This is a genomic window from Arenimonas donghaensis DSM 18148 = HO3-R19 (assembly GCF_000743535.1).
In the GTDB taxonomy this organism is placed as follows: Bacteria; Pseudomonadota; Gammaproteobacteria; order Xanthomonadales; family Xanthomonadaceae; genus Arenimonas; species Arenimonas donghaensis.
Window position 1 is genome coordinate 42,212 of the sequence record NZ_AVCJ01000003.1, and the last position, 15,565, is coordinate 57,776.

Genomic DNA, 15,565 nt, shown 5'->3' on the forward strand with positions numbered 1-15,565 from the left:
TATCTACTTGCACCCGACCCCACCCGATGACACGGTACGCCAGTGCAAAAGCGCATTCTTATTGTTGATGACGAACCCGCCATCCGGGACATGGTGGCCTATGCCCTGCGCAAGGCGGACTATGAACCCGCCCACGCCGGCGACGCCCGCGAGGCCCAGGTCGCGATCTCCGAGAAGGTGCCCGACCTGATCCTGCTCGACTGGATGCTGCCCGGCACCTCCGGCCTGGAGCTGGCCCGGCGCTGGCGCAAGGACGAGCTGACCCGCGACGTGCCGATCATCATGCTCACCGCCCGCGGCGAAGAGAACGACCGGGTTTCTGGCCTGGAGTCGGGCGTCGACGACTACGTCGTCAAACCCTTCAGCGCCCGCGAGCTGCTGGCCCGCATCCGGGCCGTGATGCGCCGCGCCCGCGACGACGAGGACGACGGTTCGGTGGCGGTCGGCGCCCTGCGCATCGACGGCGCCGCGCATCGCGTGTTCGCCAGCGACCAGCCGCTGCACGTCGGCCCGACTGAATACCGGCTCCTGCATTTTTTCATGACCCACGCCGAGCGCGTCTATACCCGCACCCAGCTGCTCGACCACGTCTGGGGCGGCAACGTCTACGTCGAGGAGCGCACCGTGGACGTGCACATCCGGCGCCTGCGCAAGGCGCTTGAACCCTTCGGCCTGGACACCATGGTGCAGACCGTGCGCGGCGCCGGCTACCGCTTCTCGGCGGCCGCGGACTGAGGCCGGCCAGCACATGAGCGTTTCGATCCTGCTGCGGCTGGCCTGGCGCCAGTCCCTGATTCGCCTGCTGCTGTTTTACGCCGCGGCGCTGGGGCTGGGCGTGCTTCTGGGGGAGCCGTGGTGGGCGCTGGGCCTGGCCACCTGCGTGGTCGCCGCGCGCGCCTACTGGCGGCTTTACCGGGTGCTGCGCTTCCTGGATTGGCGCAAGCAGCTGCGCACCGTCGACGGGCAGGGCCTTTGGGCGGCGCTGGAGACCCTGATCCACCGCCGCCAGACCGAGAACCGCCGGCGCGGACGACGCCTGGTGGGGCTGCTGCGCGCCTACCGCCAGGCCGCCACCGCCATGCCCGACGGTGCCCTGGTGATCGGCCGCCGCGACGGCCGGCTCGTCTGGTTCAACAAGACCGCCCGGCACCTGCTGGGCCTGCGCTATCCGCAGGCCCTGGGCGAGCCGCTGGTCGAGACCTTCGGCGCCCAGGCGCGGGTGCGCGAATGGCTGGCGGCGGGACACACCGACGAACCGCTGACCGACCTGGCCAGCCCGGCCGACCCGATGGTCCGCATCAGCCTCCGGCTGATCCCCTACTCCAGCTCGCAGTGGCTGGTGGTGGTGCGCGACGTCAGCAAGCTGATGCGGCTTGAACAGGTGCGCCGGGACTTCGTCGCCAACGTCTCGCACGAACTGCGCACCCCGCTGACCGTGGTGCACGGCTACCTGGACATGATCGAGCCGGCGGAACACCCCGAGCTGGCGACCATGGTCGAGGAAATGCGCCGCCAGTCCCAGCGCATGACCCAGCTCGTCGAAGACCTGCTGACCCTGTCCCGGCTCGAGGCCCAGGAATCGCTGCCCGAAGAATCCCTGGCGATGGCGCCGATGCTGGTGACGCTGCGCCGCGAAGCCGAAGCCCTGAGCCAGGGCCGGCACACTGTGCGCGTGGAGGACACCGCGGGCTGCGACCTCACCGGCTCCACCAAGGAGCTGCACAGCGCTTTCTCCAACCTGGTGTCCAATGCCATCCGCTACACCCCGACCGGGGGCCAGGTGCTCATCCGGTTCGAGCCGGTGGCCGGTGGTGGCGTGCGCCTGGCCGTGCAGGACACCGGCTACGGAATCCCGGAACAGCACCTTCCGCGCATCACCGAGCGTTTCTACCGGGTTTCCACCAGCCGCTCGCGCGAGTCCGGTGGCACCGGCCTGGGCCTGTCGATCGTCAAGCACGTACTGAGCCTGCACCAGGCCCGGCTGGAGGTGCAGAGCGAGGTCGGCCGCGGCAGCACCTTTGCCTGCGTTTTCGGGCCGGCCCGGGTCAGGATGCGCCCGGCGCCGGGCAGCGCGGGCGCCGACGAAGGCCCGGAAGACGTAAGCTAAGGGCATGAGTCCCGAACCCGCCGACACCAGCGCCGCGCCGGCCGACCCGCAAGCGCCCGAGCTCTACCTCAACCGCGAACTCTCGCAGCTGGAGTTCAATTTCAGGGTCCTGGCCCAGGCCAAGGACCCGCGGGTGCCGCTGCTCGAGCGGCTCAAGTACCTGTGCATCAGCTGCACGAACCTCGACGAATTCTTCGAGATTCGCGCCGCCACCGTGCGCACCGCGCTGCAGTTCGGCGGGCCGCTGCCGCCGGACGGCATCCAGCCGTCCCGGGCCCTGGAGCTCATCCACGACAAGGCCGCCGAACTGGTGGCCGAGCAGTACCGCTACTGGAACGAGGCCCTGCGCCCCGAGCTCAATGCCGCCGGCATCCGCATCCTCGCCAATTCGGCCTGGAACGCGCGCCAGCGCAAGTGGCTGCACCGTTATTTCCGCGACGAATTGCTGCCGGTGCTTTCGCCCCTGGGCCTGGACCCGGTGCATCCGTTCCCGCGCATCCTCAACAAGTCGCTCAACGTCGTGGTGGTGCTGGAAGGCAAGGACGCGTTCGGCCGCAACGGTGGCATGGCCATCGTCCGCGCGCCGCGCTCGCTGCCGCGCATCATCCAGCTGCCGCCGGAAATCTCCGGCGGCCAGCATGATTTCGTGCTGCTTTCGGCGGTGCTCACCGCCTTCGTCGACGACCTGTTCACCGGCATGCGGGTCAAGGGCGCCTACCAGTTCCGCGTGACCCGCAACTCCGAGCTGTTCGTCGACGAGGAGGAAGTCGAAAACCTCGCCAGCGCGCTCAAGGACGAACTGGCCAGCCGCGGCTTCCGGCCGGCGGTGCGGCTCGAGATCGCCGAGAACTGCCCCCGGCCGATCGTGCACACCCTGCTGCAGAACTTCGGCCTGAGCGAAAACGCGGTGTACCGGATCAACGGGCCGGTCAATCTCAACCGGGTCACCCAGGTCTACGACCTGGTCGACCGGCCGGACCTGAAGTTCCCGGCCTTCAAGCCCGGACCCGTGGCGATCGACGAAGAATCCCCGTTCGAAACCCTGCGCCAGCGCGACGTGCTGCTGCACCACCCCTACCAGGGTTTCCAGTCGGTGCTCGACCTGCTCCAGCACGCCGCCAACGACCCGGACGTGCTGGCGATCAAGCAGACGCTCTACCGCACCGGCAAGGACAGCAAGATCATCGACCACCTGATCACGGCCGCCCGCAACGGCAAGGACGTGACGGTGTGCGTCGAACTGCGGGCGCGTTTCGACGAAGAAGCCAACATCCACCTGGCCGACCAGCTCCAGGAGGCCGGCGTGCAGGTGATGTACGGCGTGGTGGGCTACAAGACCCACGCCAAGATGATGTTGATCGTGCGCCGCGAGGGCAAGAAGCTGCAGCGCTACGTGCACCTGGGCACCGGCAACTACCACGCCGGCACTGCCCGCGCCTACACCGACATCGGCCTGATGAGCTCGCATCCCGATATCGCCGCCGACGTGCACGACATCTTCCAGCAGCTGTCCGGGCTGGCGCCGGCGATCAAGCTGCGCAAGATGATGCAGTCGCCCTTCACCCTGCACAAAGGCATCCTCGCCCGCATCGAGCGCGAGGCCAAGCTGGCGCGCGCGGGCAAGGGCGGCCACATCATCGCCAAGATGAACGCGCTCAACGAGGCCCAGGTCATCCGGGCGCTTTACGAGGCATCCCAGGCCGGCGTGAAGATCGAACTGATCGTGCGCGGCGCCTGCTGCCTGCGCCCCGGCGTGCCCGGGATGTCCGAGAACATCACGGTGCGTTCGGTGGTCGGCCGTTTCCTGGAACACAGCCGCGTCTACTGGTTCGGCAACGGCGGCAAGGCCGAGACGTTCTGCTCCAGCGCCGACTGGATGGAGCGCAACCTGCTGCGCCGGGTCGAGACCTGCTTCCCCATCCTCGACCCGCGCCTGGCCGAACGCGTCTACGACGAGGAGTTGGCGAACTACCTCAACGACAACCAGCAGGCCTGGGAACTGCGCGAGGACGGCAGTTATGTCCGCGTCTCGCCGGCCGCCGACGAGATGCCCTATTCTGCCCAGGGCGCGCTCCTGGCCAAACTTTGCGGATGACCCGATGCCGATCGAAGCCACGCCACCGCTGAAGGACGGCGACCTGCTGGCAGCGGTGGACCTGGGATCGAACAGCTTCCACATGGTCGTCGCCCGCTACCTGATGGGCCAGCTGCGCATCGTCGACCGCATCAAGGAAACCGTGCGCCTGGCCGAAGGCCTGGACGGCCAGGGCGGCCTCGACCCGGCGGTCATGCCGCGCGCACTGGACTGCCTGGCCCGCTTCGGCCAGCGCATCCGCAGCCTGCCGGCGCCGCGCGTCCGCGCCATCGCCACCAATACCGTGCGCCAGCTGGCCAATCCGCAGGCCTTCCTGATGCCAGCGGAAACCGCCCTGGGCCACGGCATCGAAGTGGTGGCCGGACGCGAGGAAGCCCGCCTGATCTACCTGGGCGTCGCCCACGGCAATCCGCCCGACCCCGGCAAGCGCCGGCTGGTGATGGACATCGGCGGTGGCTCCACCGAAGTCATCATCGGCGAGGGCCTCGAGGCGGTGGAGCGCGAAAGCCTGCAGATGGGCTGCATCGCGACCACCCGGCGGTTCTTCGGCGACGGCCGGATCAACCGCAAGCGCTGGAAGGAGGCCCGCATCGAACTGGCGGCCGAGTTCCAGCAATTCGCCGAGGCCTACCGCCGGCGGGGCTGGCAGGAAGCCATGGGCTCGTCGGGAACCATCAAGGCGATCTGCGACGTGTCGGTGAAGATGAAGCTCACCAAGGTCTCGATCACCGACGCCAGCCTGGCGACCATCCGCGACAAGCTGCTCGACTTCGATACGCTCGACAGCATCAAGCTGCCCGGGCTGTCGTCCGAACGGCGTCCCATTTTCGCCGGCGGCCTGCTGGTGCTGGACGCGGCCTTCGGCGCCCTTGGCATCGAACGCATGTATGTCAGCGACCACGCCATGCGCGAGGGCGTGCTGTACGACCTGATCGGCCGCAACCGCCAGGACGACCCGCGCGCGGAGTCGATCCGGGCGCTTCAGGTGCGCTACGACATCGACCCCGAACAGGCGGCCCGCGTGGAAGCCACGGCGATGAGCCTGTTCGACCAGGCCGAGCTGCCCTGGGGCCTGGACGCCGACAACCGGCGCCTGCTGGCCTGGGCCGCGCGCATCCACGAAATCGGCCTGGCCATCGCCCACAGCCAGTACCACCAGCACGGCGCCTACCTGGTCGAACACTCGGACATCGCCGGTTTCTCCCGTACCGAACAGCAGACCCTGGCCGCGCTGGTGCGCAACCAGCGCCGCAACTTCAACCCGGCCAGCTTCGACAAGGTGCCCGACCGCCTGATGGCCAATATCCAGCGCTGCGCCTTGCTGCTGCGGCTGGCGGTGCTGATGCACCGCAGCCACGACAGTGACCCGCTGCCGGTGGTGGAACTGGACGTCGACGGCGACGAACTGCTGCTGCGCCTGCCCAAGCGCTGGCTCGATGGCCATCCGCTGACCCGGCTGGACCTGGAAACCGAGCGCGAACTGCTCGAGGGCTTCGGCCACAAGATGGTGCTGCGCACCCTGTGAGCCCGTAACACCCGCGTCATGCGCTGGTCATGGGCCTGGCACATGCCGGCGGCAACCTGCCGCCATGGACAAGCGCCTGCACATCGAACTGGTCACCGAAACCTATCCGCCCGACGTCAACGGCGTGGCCCTGACCGTGCACTCGCTGGAACAGGGGCTGCGCGGACTGGGCCACGCCGTCGGCGTGGTCCGTCCCGAGCGCGAGCACGACGGGCCGCGGCCCGATCCGATGCTGATGCTGGTCGAAGGCGCCCCGATCCCGCGTTATCCGGGCCTGCGTTTCGGCTTGCCGGCCGGGCGCCGGCTCCTGGCGCGCTGGCAGGCGCAGCGGCCGGACGCGGTTTATATCGCCACCGAGGGTCCGCTGGGCTGGTCGGCGCTGCGGGCGTGCCGACAGCTTGGCATCCCGGTCGCCACCGGCTTCCACACCCGCTTCGACGATTACGTCGGACGCTACGGCGCGGGTTTCCTCAGCCCCTGGGTGTTCGCCTGGCTGCGTCGTTTCCACAACCGCGCCGACGCCACCCTGGTGCCGACGCGGGAGCTGCGCGACCAGCTCGCGCAGCAGGGCTTCCGGCGGGTCGCGCACCTGGGCCGGGCGGTGGACACCGAAGCCTTCCATCCGCGCTTCCGCGACCCGGCGCTGCGCCAGCGCTGGGGCGCGGCGGTCGATGCGCCGGTGCTGGTGCACGTGGGCCGGATCGCCCCGGAGAAAAACCTGCCGCTGGCCGTGCGCGCCTATCGCGAACTGCAGAAGCACCGCCCCGATGCGCGCTTTATCTGGGTCGGCGACGGCCCGGCGCGCGCCGGCCTGCAGGCGGCGAACCCGGACTTCCTGTTCGCTGGCGTACTGCGCGGTGAACACCTGGCGCGACACTTCGCCAGCGCCGACCTGTTCTGTTTCCCCAGCCTCTCGGAAACCTTCGGCAACGTGACGCTCGAAGCCATGGCCAGCGGCATCGCCACCATCGCGTTCGACTATGGCGCTGCCCGCGAACACCTGCGGCACGGGCTGCACGGGGCCGCCGTCGAGGTGGGCGATGAGCCGGGCTTCGTCCGGGCACTGCTGGCCACGGCCACCGGCGAGGGCCTGCGGCACCAGGGCGACGCAGCCAGGCGTGCGGTCCAGCACCTGCACCCCGACCAGGTGGCGAAGGACTTCGCGGCCCTGCTCGGCGGGCTGGGCGGTCATCGGGAGCAGGCGGCGTGAACGCCCGGGTCCGTCGAATGTCGGACCGCGAACACGCCTGGTGCCTGGTAGCCAACCGCTGGGGCACGCGCGCAGTCGTGCGCGCCTACTTCCGCGCGGTCAGCCGCCTCGGCGACGGCGCCTTCTGGTACGCGCTGATGGCCGCTCTGGTCGTCCTGGACGGTTGGCGCGGCCTGGCGGTTTCGGCGCAACTGGCCGCGACCGGCCTGGTGGCGCTGCTGCTGTACCGCAAGCTCAAGCGCTGGACCCGGCGCCCGCGCCCCTTCGCCGCCGATGGCCGCATCCGCGCCTGGATGGCGCCGCTGGACGAATTCAGCTTCCCGTCCGGCCACACCCTGCACGCGGTAGCGTTCACGACGGTTGCCCTCGCCCACTACCCGGCCCTGGCACCGCTGCTGCTGCCCTTCGCTGCAAGCGTCGCGGCATCGCGCGTGGTCCTGGGCCTGCACTACCCCAGCGACGTACTCGCCGCCACCGGCATCGGCCTGGCCCTGGGCAGCCTCTCCCTGCTGATCCTGCCCCTGTAGCAGTCCCATCAAGGGACTTCAGTCCCCGGCTCTGGTCTTGCCTTGCGGCAAGAACGGCGTCGCCGCTCAGGACATTCGTGGGTGGAGGCGCCGCGCCTTCGCCCCGGCCGACACGCCGTGAACCCATCCATGGGGGCTCGTCGTCGACATCCATGTCTCCGACGGTCGGCCGGGGCGAAGACGCGACACCTCCTCAAGAAATCGTCGTTGGCGAGGTGAGAGCGGCATTTGCTCGAGGACCCGGTCGCGACTTGCGCCCGTGGCACTTGGCTCTTGGCTCTTGGCTTCTCGCTCTTGCTTGCCAGCCGGCCACCGAACCCTATCGAGGAGGTAGCGTGCGGTCGCCCTGGCCGACCTTCGGAGACAAGGACGTCGACGAAGAGCCTGCATGGAGGTACTTGCGGCGTGTCGGCCAGGGCGACCGCACGCTGCCTCCACCCGCGGATGCAACACGCGCCCAAGCCCTTCTTGCCGCAGGGCAAGACCAGAGAGCGGGGCTGAAGTCCCACTCACGCCGAAGAGAAAGAGCAGCAGCTGAAGGGAGCCCTACGCTGCCAGGGGGCGCGTCCAGAAGGTCAGCGGTTTTTCGGAGGGCGTACTTTCGCCGAGTTCGCGCCAGGCCAGGTGGACGGTGAGTCCGGGCTGGCGCTGGTAGCCACGCTTGGCCCAGAAGTCTTCGTTGCCGCGGTGGCCCGGGGGGCGCCGGGGATCGTCCGCGGGACGGTCGACCGCGCAAAAGGCCGTGAGGCGGAAACGACCCAGCGCCGAGGCATGGGCCTCGCGTTCGTCGAAAAAACGATGACCCAGGCCGCGTCCGCGCCAGGCCGGCAGCAGCACCGATTCGCCGAAATAGAAAACCTCGTCCACCGCCCGCCCTGCCTCCAGGAAGGGCTTCTGGAACTCGGGGCTGTCGTCCGCCAGCGGCAGGCCGGTCGAGGCGCCGATGACCTGGTCGCCGTCGAAGGCCAGCACCACCACGCTGTCGGCGGACCTCACGTAGGCCTGCAGGTATTCGCGTTCGTATGCGGCGTCGCCGTCGTACAGATAGGGCCAGTCGCGGAACACCTGCGTGCGCAGCGCCGCGACGGCCTCCAGCCAGGGCACGAGGCCCTGGCCCGTCACCCGCCGCAGGCCGATGCCGTCGCTCACTTCCCGGCCTGCGCCTTGATCCACGCGTCCACGCGCTGCTCGAGCAGGCTCAGCGGAAGGTCGCCGCCGGTCAGCAGCAGGTCGTGGAAAGCCGCCAGGTCGAAGCGATCACCCAGGCGCGTCTTTGCCCGTTCGCGCAACGCCAGGATCCTGTTCATGCCCACCTTGTAGGCCAGGGCCTGCCCCGGCATCACCAGGTAGCGTTCGATTTCGGCGACCACGTCGGTCTCGGGCATGCCGGCTTTTTCCAGCATGTAGGCGATGGCCTGCTCGCGCGTCCAGCGCTTGTCATGCAGTCCGGTGTCCACCACCAGCCGCACGGCGCGCATCATCTCGCCCTGCAGGCGGCCCAGGTTGTCCAGCGGCTCGTCCTGGAAGCCCAGCTCCCAGGCCAGCTGCTCGGTGTACAGCGCCCAGCCTTCCGAAAACGCGGTGAACGGCAGCACCTTGCGGAAGGTCGGCACGCCGGTCAGTTCCTGCTGGATCGTGGTCTGGAAGTGGTGGCCCGGAATGGCCTCGTGGTAGGCCAGCGTGCGCATGCCGAAGCGCGCCACTTCCGCGGTGTTGCGCAGGTTGATGAAGAACTTGCCGGGGCGCGAGCCGTCGAAGGCCGGCGGCTGGTAGTAGGCGCCGGGCGCGGTCTTTTCGCGGAACTCGGGCACGCGCTCCACCTCGACGCCCTGCCGGGGCCGGACGTTGAAGACACCGTCCAGGCCGGCATCGATTTCTTCGATGATGGCGGTGAAGTCGGCGATGATCGCGGCGCGGCCTTCATCGGTGTCGGGATACAGCTGGTCGGGCCGCGTGGCGATCTGCTGAACGCGCTCGCCGATGCTGCCTTCGACCAGGCCTTCGCCGACCAGGATGGCGTCCATTTCGGCCTCCAGGCGCGCGACCTCGTCCAGGCCCAGCTGGTGCACCTGCGCCGGCGTCATGTCGGTGCTGGTGTGCATGCGCACGGACCAGGCGTAGAACGCCTCGCCCTCGGGCAGGGCCCAGACGCCGTGGTTGCCCCGGGTCTTGGGCAGCAGGCCGGCGTAGTAGTCGATGAAACGCTGGTAGGCCGGATAGACCTGCCCGGCGACCGCCGACCGGACCTGCTTGAGCAAGTCCTCGCGCTCGTCCGGTGCCACGGCGTCGGCGTCGAGCTTGGCCAGCCGTTCGTCGAAGGACGTGTAGAGGATGTTGTCGGTCGGCGCGGCGCCGATGAAGGCGCGCATTTCCGCCAGCACCTTCTCGACCACGAAGGTCGGCGGCAGGATGCCCGCCTGCTCGCGCTCGTGCAGCCCGGCCAGGACCTGTTCGGCCATCACCGGGAACTGCCGCAGCCGCGCGACGTAGTCGTCGGCGTCGCCGCGCGAGCGAAGCCCGTGCTGGGCGGCCATGAAGCTGGGCAGTTCGCTTTGCACGCCGAACAGCTGGTTGAGCGGGTAGTTGTGCTGGTAGAAGCGTTCGCCGTCCTGCTGGATGGCCAGGAAGTATTCGAGGATGTCGTAGGACAACTGGCTGCCCGGGTCCAGGTCGCCGCGGTCGTAGTCGCGCAGGGTGGCCAGGTCCTCGCGCAGCTTTGCCTGCATGGCCCGCGCCTGCGCCGGCGACCGGTCGGACAGTTCGTCGCCGTACCAGTTCAGCCACGGCGGCAGCATGCCCAGCGAGGTCAGCAGCTCGGGGTCGTCCAGGGCGTATTCGATGAACACCCGCTCGTAGAACCAGCCGATCTTCAGCGGCTTGCCGTAGGCGGTGTGCAATCCCAGGCCCGTGGCGGCAAGCAGGACGGCCAGCAGCGCCCAGGCGATGAACTTGAACAGGGTCTTCATGGGGTTCTCCCGGTTTGCCGGAACCTTAGCAGAGCCCGCCCGCCCGGCACGCCCGGGAGCTACACTGCCGGCCATGAACTACCGTCACGGATTCCACGCCGGCAACCACGCCGACGTGCTCAAGCACCTGGTCCTGGTCGCCCTGCTCGATGCGCTCAAGCGCAAGCAGGCCCCCTTCTTCGTGCTCGACACCCACGCCGGGCGCGGCCAGTACGACCTGGCCGGAAGCCACGCCCAGCGCACCGGCGAAGCCGCCGATGGCGTCAAGCGACTGCGCGCGGCGAACGCCTCCGGGCCGCCGGCGCTGGCCGCCTACCTGGCCGCCATCGACGCCTGCCGGGGCCGGGGTGGCGACATCTACCCCGGTTCGCCGCTGCTGGTGGCGCGGGCGCTGCGCGAACAGGACCGACTGGCCGCCTGTGAACTGCAGCCCGAGGAAGCCGCGGCGCTCAAGGACGTACTCGCCGGCGACCCGCGCTGCCACGTGCACCAGCGTGACGGCTACGCCGCCATCAAGGCGCTGCTGCCGCCGCGCGAAGGCAGCACCCGCTTCGCCCGCGGCCTGGTGCTGGTCGACCCGCCCTACGAGGCCCAGACCGACGAATACCCGCTGATCACGGCCGCGCTGCGCGATGGCCTGGAACGCTTCCCGCAGGGCATCTTCGCGCTGTGGTACCCGATAAAGCAGCGGGCCCCGCTGCAGCCGCTGATGCGCAAGCTCGGCCACCTGCCGATGAAGTCGGCCCTGGCGATCGAGCTGCTGGTGCGACCCGATGACTCGCCGCTGCGAATGAATGGCAGCGGCATGGTGGTCATCAACCCGCCCTGGCAGTTCGAACGCGCGGTCGAACCGGCCCTGCGCCCCCTCGCCCAGGCCATGGGCGAAGCCGGCGCCTCCTGGCGCCTCACCTGGCTCAAGCAGGAAAAAACCTGACCATGTCCACGCCCAAGCACGCCCGCTACGAATCCCGCGGCCCGGTGCCGCACGACGTCATCCACCCGGTGCAATTCGAACTCGCCGACCCGGCCGAGGGCGAATGCCGGGTGGTCGTGCTGGCTGCCCCGGTCAACCCGTCGGACGTGCTGACGCTGACCGGGGAATACGGCCAGCTGCCGCCGCTGCCGGCGGTCGGTGGCAACGAAGGCGTCGGTCGGGTCGAGCAAATCCAGGGCCAGGCCCACGGCCTGGCCGAGGGCGACATCGTGCTGTTGCCGGTGGGTTGCGGCAGCTGGAGCACGCACCTGAACCTGCCGACGAAAGCCCTGGTCAAGCTGCCCCACGACGTGGACCCGGTGCAGCTGTCGATGCTGACGGTCAATCCGCCCACCGCGGCCCTGATGCTGTCGGACATCGTCGACCTGCAGCCCGGCGACTGGGTGGTGCAGAACGCGGCCAACTCCGCCGTTGGCGGCTACCTGCTGCAGCTGGCGCGCAAGCGCGGCATCAACGTGCTCAACGTGGTGCGTCGCAGCTCCGCCGTGGAGGCGGTGCGGCAGGCGGGCGGCGAACACGTGCTGGTGGATGCCGACGACCTGCCCAAGCGCGTGCGCGACCTGGTTGGCGACGTCCCTGTCCGGCTGGCCGTCGACTGCGTCGGCGGCGTGCACACCGAGCACCTGGCACGCTGCCTGGTGCCCGGTGGCACGGTGGTGAACTACGGCGCCATGAGCGGCGACCGCTGCATGATCTCGCCGCGCTACCTGGTGTTCAACGACATTCACCTGCGCGGCTTCTGGCTGGCCCAGTGGTTCCGCCAGGCCAGTCCGGAGCGCCGCCAGGCGCTCTTCGCCGAACTCGCCGGCCTGGTGGCCGACGGCACCCTGCATGCCCGGATCCAGGCCAGCTACGGCATCGAGCACGTGCGCGACGCGATCCAGGCCGCCGCGTCCGGGGCCCGCGACGGCAAGATCGTGATCGAGCCCAATGGCCCCTCGCGCGCGGCGATCTGAAGCGCCGCGCGCCCTGCCCTACTCGTAGCGCAGGGCTTCGATCGGATCCAGGCCGGCGGCCTTGGACGCCGGCATGATGCCGAACACCACGCCCACCAGGGCCGAGAAGCCGGCCGCCGCCGCCACCACCCACAGCGGCACCTGCGCCGGCGGGAAGTTCGGGATGGCCGAGGCCACCGCGATGCCCGCGCCATAACCCAGCGCGATGCCGATCAGGCCACCGAGCAGGGCCAGCAGGCCGGCCTCGAGCAGGAACTGCACCAGGATGTCCCGGCGCGTCGCGCCCAGCGCCTTGAGGATGCCGATCTCGCGGGTACGCTCGGTGACCGACACCAGCATGATGTTCATGATGCCGATGCCGCCGACCAGCAGCGAAATGCTGACCACGCCGGCCACGACGGCGGTGGCGGTGCCGGTGATCTGCTCGAACTGCTTGACGAAGGAATCCGCGGCCTCGACCCGGAAGTCGTCGTCCTCGCCGGGCCGGATCTTGTGCGCGGTGCGGATGGCGCGCTTGACCCGTTCCCGCAGGGGTTCGACGTCCTCGATGTCGGTGGCGGTGAAGCTCACGCTCATCCGGGGCCGCACTTCGTTGCCGGTCATGGCGCGGCCGACGTCGAAGGGAATGATCACCAGGTTGTCCTGGCTGAAGCCCAGCAGTTCGCCGCGCTTCTCCAGCACGCCCACCACCTTGAACCACTCGGTGCCGACGCGGATGTATTCGCCGATCGGGTCCTCGGGCAGTTCCAGGTCCTCGATCGCCTTGGTGCCGACGACGGCCACCCGGCGCCGGCTCTTGTCGTCGCTGTCGACGATGAAGCGGCCGTCCTGGGTGTAGAGCCCGCGCACGACGGTGAAGTCCGCCGTGGTGGCGATCACCTGGGGCAAGGCGGTGCGGCCCCGAAAGCCGACGCCCGTGGCGGGCACGGCCATCATCGGCACGACGTCGCCCACGCCGGAGATGCGGTAGCGCAGCAGGTCGACGTCGTCGAAACTCAGGCGGTTTTCCTTGCCCAGGCTGGCGTCGGCGAACGAGGTATAGGCCTGCAGGGTAAGCGTATTGCTGCCCAGGTCGGCGAACTGGTCGGAGATCGAGCGCGAGAAGCCCTGCACCAGCGACACCACGGCGATCACCGAAGCCGTGCCGATCAGGATGCCCAGGGTGGTCAGGAAACTGCGCATCCGGTGCGCCATCAGGCTGGTCAGCGCGGCGCGGAAGGCTTCGAGGAAGGCGTACATGTCAGGCCACCTGCGCCGGCGAGGGGTTGGTGTAGTCCTCGACGACCTTGCCGTCGGAGACGCGGATGGTGCGCCGGCAGTGCGCGGCGATGTCGGGCTCGTGGGTCACCACCACCACGGTCTGGCCGGACCGGTGCAGTTCATCGAACAGGGCCATGATTTCAGCCGAGGTCTTGGAATCGAGATTGCCGGTGGGCTCGTCGGCCAGCAGGATCGACGGGGTCCCCACCAGCGCCCTTGCCACGGCCACGCGCTGGCGCTGGCCGCCGGAGAGCTGGTTCGGGCGATGGCCCATGCGGCTGCCCAGCCCGACCTGTTCCAGCGCCCGGGTCGCGAGCCGCTTGCGTTCCGCGCGCGGCATGCCCCGGTAGACCAGCGGTTGCATGACGTTTTCGAGCACGGTCAGGCGCGGCAACAGGTGGAAGGACTGGAACACGAAGCCGATTTCCTTGTTGCGCACCTGCGCCAGCTCGTTGTCGTCGAGTTTGGACGTATCGCGGCCGTTGAGCTCGTAGGTGCCTTCCGAGGGCGAGTCCAGGCAACCGATCAGGTTCATCAGCGTGGACTTGCCCGAGCCCGAAGGGCCGATCAGCGCCACGTATTCATTGCGGTCGATGAACAGGTCGACGCCGTTGAGCGCCAGCACTTCTTCCTCGCCCATCATGTAGCGCTTGACGATGCCGGTGAGACGGATCATTCGTCCTCGTCCCCGCCGTCCTCGTCGTCCGCACCGGACCCGGGTTTGTCTTCGTCGTCGCGCAGCGTCGCTTCGACCGCCGCGCCCTCGCGCAGGATGCGCAGCACCTTGGCGGGGCCGACGATGACACGATCGCCGGCATCGAGCCCGGACGTGATGGCCTCCCAGCGATCATCCGACAGGCCGGTCTCCACCACGGCCTTGTGGGCACTGCCGTCGCGGTCCACCCAGACGGATCGCTCCACCTTCCCGTCTTCGGACTCCTCGGTGATGATCGCCTCCACGGGCACGGCCAGGGTCTTGCCGCCGTCGCCCAGGAAGATGTCGGCGCGCGCACTCATCCCCGAACGCAGGCCCAGGTCGTCGGGGACCTCGAGCAGCACGTCGACCTGGTAGGACCGGCCCTGGCTGCCCGGTTCCAGGCTCGGGGCCAGCGCGATCTGCACCACCTTGCCCGTCAGGGGCGTGTCCTGGTGCGCGGCGGCCACCACCTCGGCCAGCTGGCCCAGGCGGATGCGGGCGATGTCGGCCTCGTCCACCTTCAGCTCGGCCTGGATCGCCGACGTATCGGCGATCTTCATCAGGCTGGCGCCGGCCAGGGACATGGTCGACGGGATCGCCGTTTCACCGACCTTGATCGGCAGCGCGACGATGGTGCCGGCGATGGGTGCCCGGATGTCGGTCTTTTCCAGCTGCTCGCGGACCTCGCCGAGGATGGCTTCGGCGCGACGCTGGGCCTCCTGGCTGCTGCGCAGTTCGACCCGGGCCAGGTCGCGGGCATTGCGCAGGTCGTCGAACTCGCTCTGGCCGATCATCTGGCGTTCGAGCAACTCCGTGCCACGACGCAAGCGGGTTTCCGCCAGGGCCAGCGCCAGGCGCTGGCGCTCGATGCTGATCTGGCTCTGGCGCTGGCTGGCCTGTTCGCGTTCGAGGGCGTTGCGGTAGGTTTCCGGGTCCAGCCGCAGCAGCAGCTGGCCCTTCTCCACCTGGTCGCCCTCCTGCACGAGGATCTCGTCGACCTTGGCCACCACTTCGGCGGTGAGGTTCACCTCCTCCAGGTAGGCCAGCAGGCCCGAGGCCAGGATCGAAGGGCGGATGTCCTGCTCGGACGCCGCCACCACCTCGACTTCGGTCCGGGCTTCGCCGCGCAGCGAGCCGACGACCAGCAGCAGGGCCATCGCGGCGACGATGGCCGCCGCGATCACCCATTTTCTATTGAGCTTCATCGGAATCGGGTTTCCCGGTTGCG

At 69.2% G+C, this 15,565-nt stretch carries 13 protein-coding genes; 8 read left to right on the forward strand and 5 right to left on the reverse strand.

The genetic code is table 11. The annotated features are described in order from the left end of the window. Positions 1–42 precede the first annotated feature (42 nt). The 6 genes from phoB to N788_RS03435 all read left to right on the forward strand — a co-directional run bounded on the left by phoB (position 43) and on the right by N788_RS03435 (position 7,464). The gene (gene phoB / locus N788_RS03410; protein WP_034220953.1) at positions 43–735 is read left to right on the forward strand and encodes a phosphate regulon transcriptional regulator PhoB; all 693 of its coding nucleotides are present in this window, start codon (positions 43–45) and stop codon (positions 733–735) included. A 13-nt stretch (positions 736–748) separates the two neighbouring features. After that, the gene (gene phoR / locus N788_RS03415) at positions 749–2,107 is read left to right on the forward strand and encodes a phosphate regulon sensor histidine kinase PhoR (protein WP_051924316.1); all 1,359 of its coding nucleotides are present in this window, start codon (positions 749–751) and stop codon (positions 2,105–2,107) included. Positions 2,108–2,111: 4 nt separating this feature from the next. Beyond that, positions 2,112–4,202 carry a polyphosphate kinase 1 gene (gene ppk1, locus N788_RS03420; RefSeq protein WP_034220954.1) on the forward strand — a complete coding sequence of 697 codons (2,091 nt, stop codon included), beginning with the start codon at positions 2,112–2,114 and terminating at the stop codon, positions 4,200–4,202. Positions 4,203–4,206: 4 nt separating this feature from the next. Continuing rightward, positions 4,207–5,727 (forward strand): exopolyphosphatase, encoded by a 1,521-nt coding sequence (gene ppx / locus N788_RS03425; RefSeq protein ID WP_034220956.1) that lies wholly within the window; start codon positions 4,207–4,209, stop codon positions 5,725–5,727. A 76-nt stretch (positions 5,728–5,803) separates the two neighbouring features. Next, positions 5,804–6,937 carry a glycosyltransferase family 4 protein gene (locus N788_RS03430; protein WP_152560359.1) on the forward strand — a complete coding sequence of 378 codons (1,134 nt, stop codon included), beginning with the start codon at positions 5,804–5,806 and terminating at the stop codon, positions 6,935–6,937. A 17-nt stretch (positions 6,938–6,954) separates the two neighbouring features. Further along, entirely contained in the window at positions 6,955–7,464 is a 510-nt protein-coding gene (locus tag N788_RS03435; protein ID WP_034220970.1) for a phosphatase PAP2 family protein, read from the forward strand. Between the two features lie 546 nt (positions 7,465–8,010). Here the strand turns inward: N788_RS03435 and N788_RS03440 are convergent. Both N788_RS03440 and N788_RS03445 read right to left on the reverse strand, forming a co-directional pair. Then, entirely contained in the window at positions 8,011–8,613 is a 603-nt protein-coding gene (locus N788_RS03440; RefSeq protein WP_051924317.1) for a GNAT family N-acetyltransferase, read from the reverse strand. After that, positions 8,610–10,430: a DUF885 domain-containing protein gene (locus N788_RS03445; RefSeq protein WP_034220973.1), complete on the reverse strand. Its 1,821-nt coding sequence runs from the start codon at positions 10,428–10,430 to the stop codon at positions 8,610–8,612. The genes N788_RS03440 and N788_RS03445 overlap by 4 nt, the downstream gene beginning before the upstream one ends. 73 nt (positions 10,431–10,503) lie before the next feature. Between N788_RS03445 and N788_RS03450 the strand changes: the two genes are divergently transcribed. Beyond that, positions 10,504–11,364, forward strand: coding sequence for a 23S rRNA (adenine(2030)-N(6))-methyltransferase RlmJ (locus N788_RS03450; protein ID WP_034220976.1), 861 nt, complete (start codon positions 10,504–10,506; stop codon positions 11,362–11,364). A 2-nt stretch (positions 11,365–11,366) separates the two neighbouring features. Further along, positions 11,367–12,380 (forward strand): zinc-dependent alcohol dehydrogenase family protein, encoded by a 1,014-nt coding sequence (locus tag N788_RS03455; RefSeq protein WP_034220978.1) that lies wholly within the window; start codon positions 11,367–11,369, stop codon positions 12,378–12,380. A gap of 18 nt (positions 12,381–12,398) precedes the next feature. On the opposite strand, the gene N788_RS03460 is transcribed toward N788_RS03455, so the two are convergent. Genes N788_RS03460 through N788_RS03470 form a run of 3 tightly spaced genes read right to left on the reverse strand, consistent with a single transcriptional unit; the run spans position 12,399 to position 15,542 of the window. Then, on the reverse strand, positions 12,399–13,619 hold the full coding sequence (locus tag N788_RS03460) for an ABC transporter permease (RefSeq protein WP_034220981.1): 1,221 nt from the start codon (positions 13,617–13,619) through the stop codon (positions 12,399–12,401). 1 nt (position 13,620) lies between these two features. After that, positions 13,621–14,316 carry an ABC transporter ATP-binding protein gene (locus tag N788_RS03465; protein ID WP_034220984.1) on the reverse strand — a complete coding sequence of 232 codons (696 nt, stop codon included), beginning with the start codon at positions 14,314–14,316 and terminating at the stop codon, positions 13,621–13,623. Then, on the reverse strand, positions 14,313–15,542 hold the full coding sequence (locus tag N788_RS03470; RefSeq protein WP_084695867.1) for an efflux RND transporter periplasmic adaptor subunit: 1,230 nt from the start codon (positions 15,540–15,542) through the stop codon (positions 14,313–14,315). Before N788_RS03470 ends, N788_RS03465 begins: the two co-directional genes overlap by 4 nt. Positions 15,543–15,565 lie beyond the last annotated feature (23 nt).

Excerpts from the sequence above, each read along its gene's own strand:
- phoR (WP_051924316.1), top strand. The coding sequence starts at position 749 with ATGAGCGTTTCGATCCTGCTGCGGCTGGCCTGGCGCCAGTCCCTGATT.
- ppk1 (WP_034220954.1), top strand. The coding sequence starts at position 2,112 with ATGAGTCCCGAACCCGCCGACACCAGCGCCGCGCCGGCCGACCCGCAA.
- ppx (WP_034220956.1), top strand. The coding sequence starts at position 4,207 with ATGCCGATCGAAGCCACGCCACCGCTGAAGGACGGCGACCTGCTGGCA.
- N788_RS03435 (WP_034220970.1), top strand. The coding sequence starts at position 6,955 with ATGTCGGACCGCGAACACGCCTGGTGCCTGGTAGCCAACCGCTGGGGC.
- N788_RS03445 (WP_034220973.1), bottom strand. The coding sequence starts at position 10,430 with ATGAAGACCCTGTTCAAGTTCATCGCCTGGGCGCTGCTGGCCGTCCTG.
- N788_RS03450 (WP_034220976.1), top strand. The coding sequence starts at position 10,504 with ATGAACTACCGTCACGGATTCCACGCCGGCAACCACGCCGACGTGCTC.
- N788_RS03455 (WP_034220978.1), top strand. The coding sequence starts at position 11,367 with ATGTCCACGCCCAAGCACGCCCGCTACGAATCCCGCGGCCCGGTGCCG.
- N788_RS03460 (WP_034220981.1), bottom strand. The coding sequence starts at position 13,619 with ATGTACGCCTTCCTCGAAGCCTTCCGCGCCGCGCTGACCAGCCTGATG.
- N788_RS03465 (WP_034220984.1), bottom strand. The coding sequence starts at position 14,316 with ATGATCCGTCTCACCGGCATCGTCAAGCGCTACATGATGGGCGAGGAA.
- N788_RS03470 (WP_084695867.1), bottom strand. The coding sequence starts at position 15,542 with ATGAAGCTCAATAGAAAATGGGTGATCGCGGCGGCCATCGTCGCCGCG.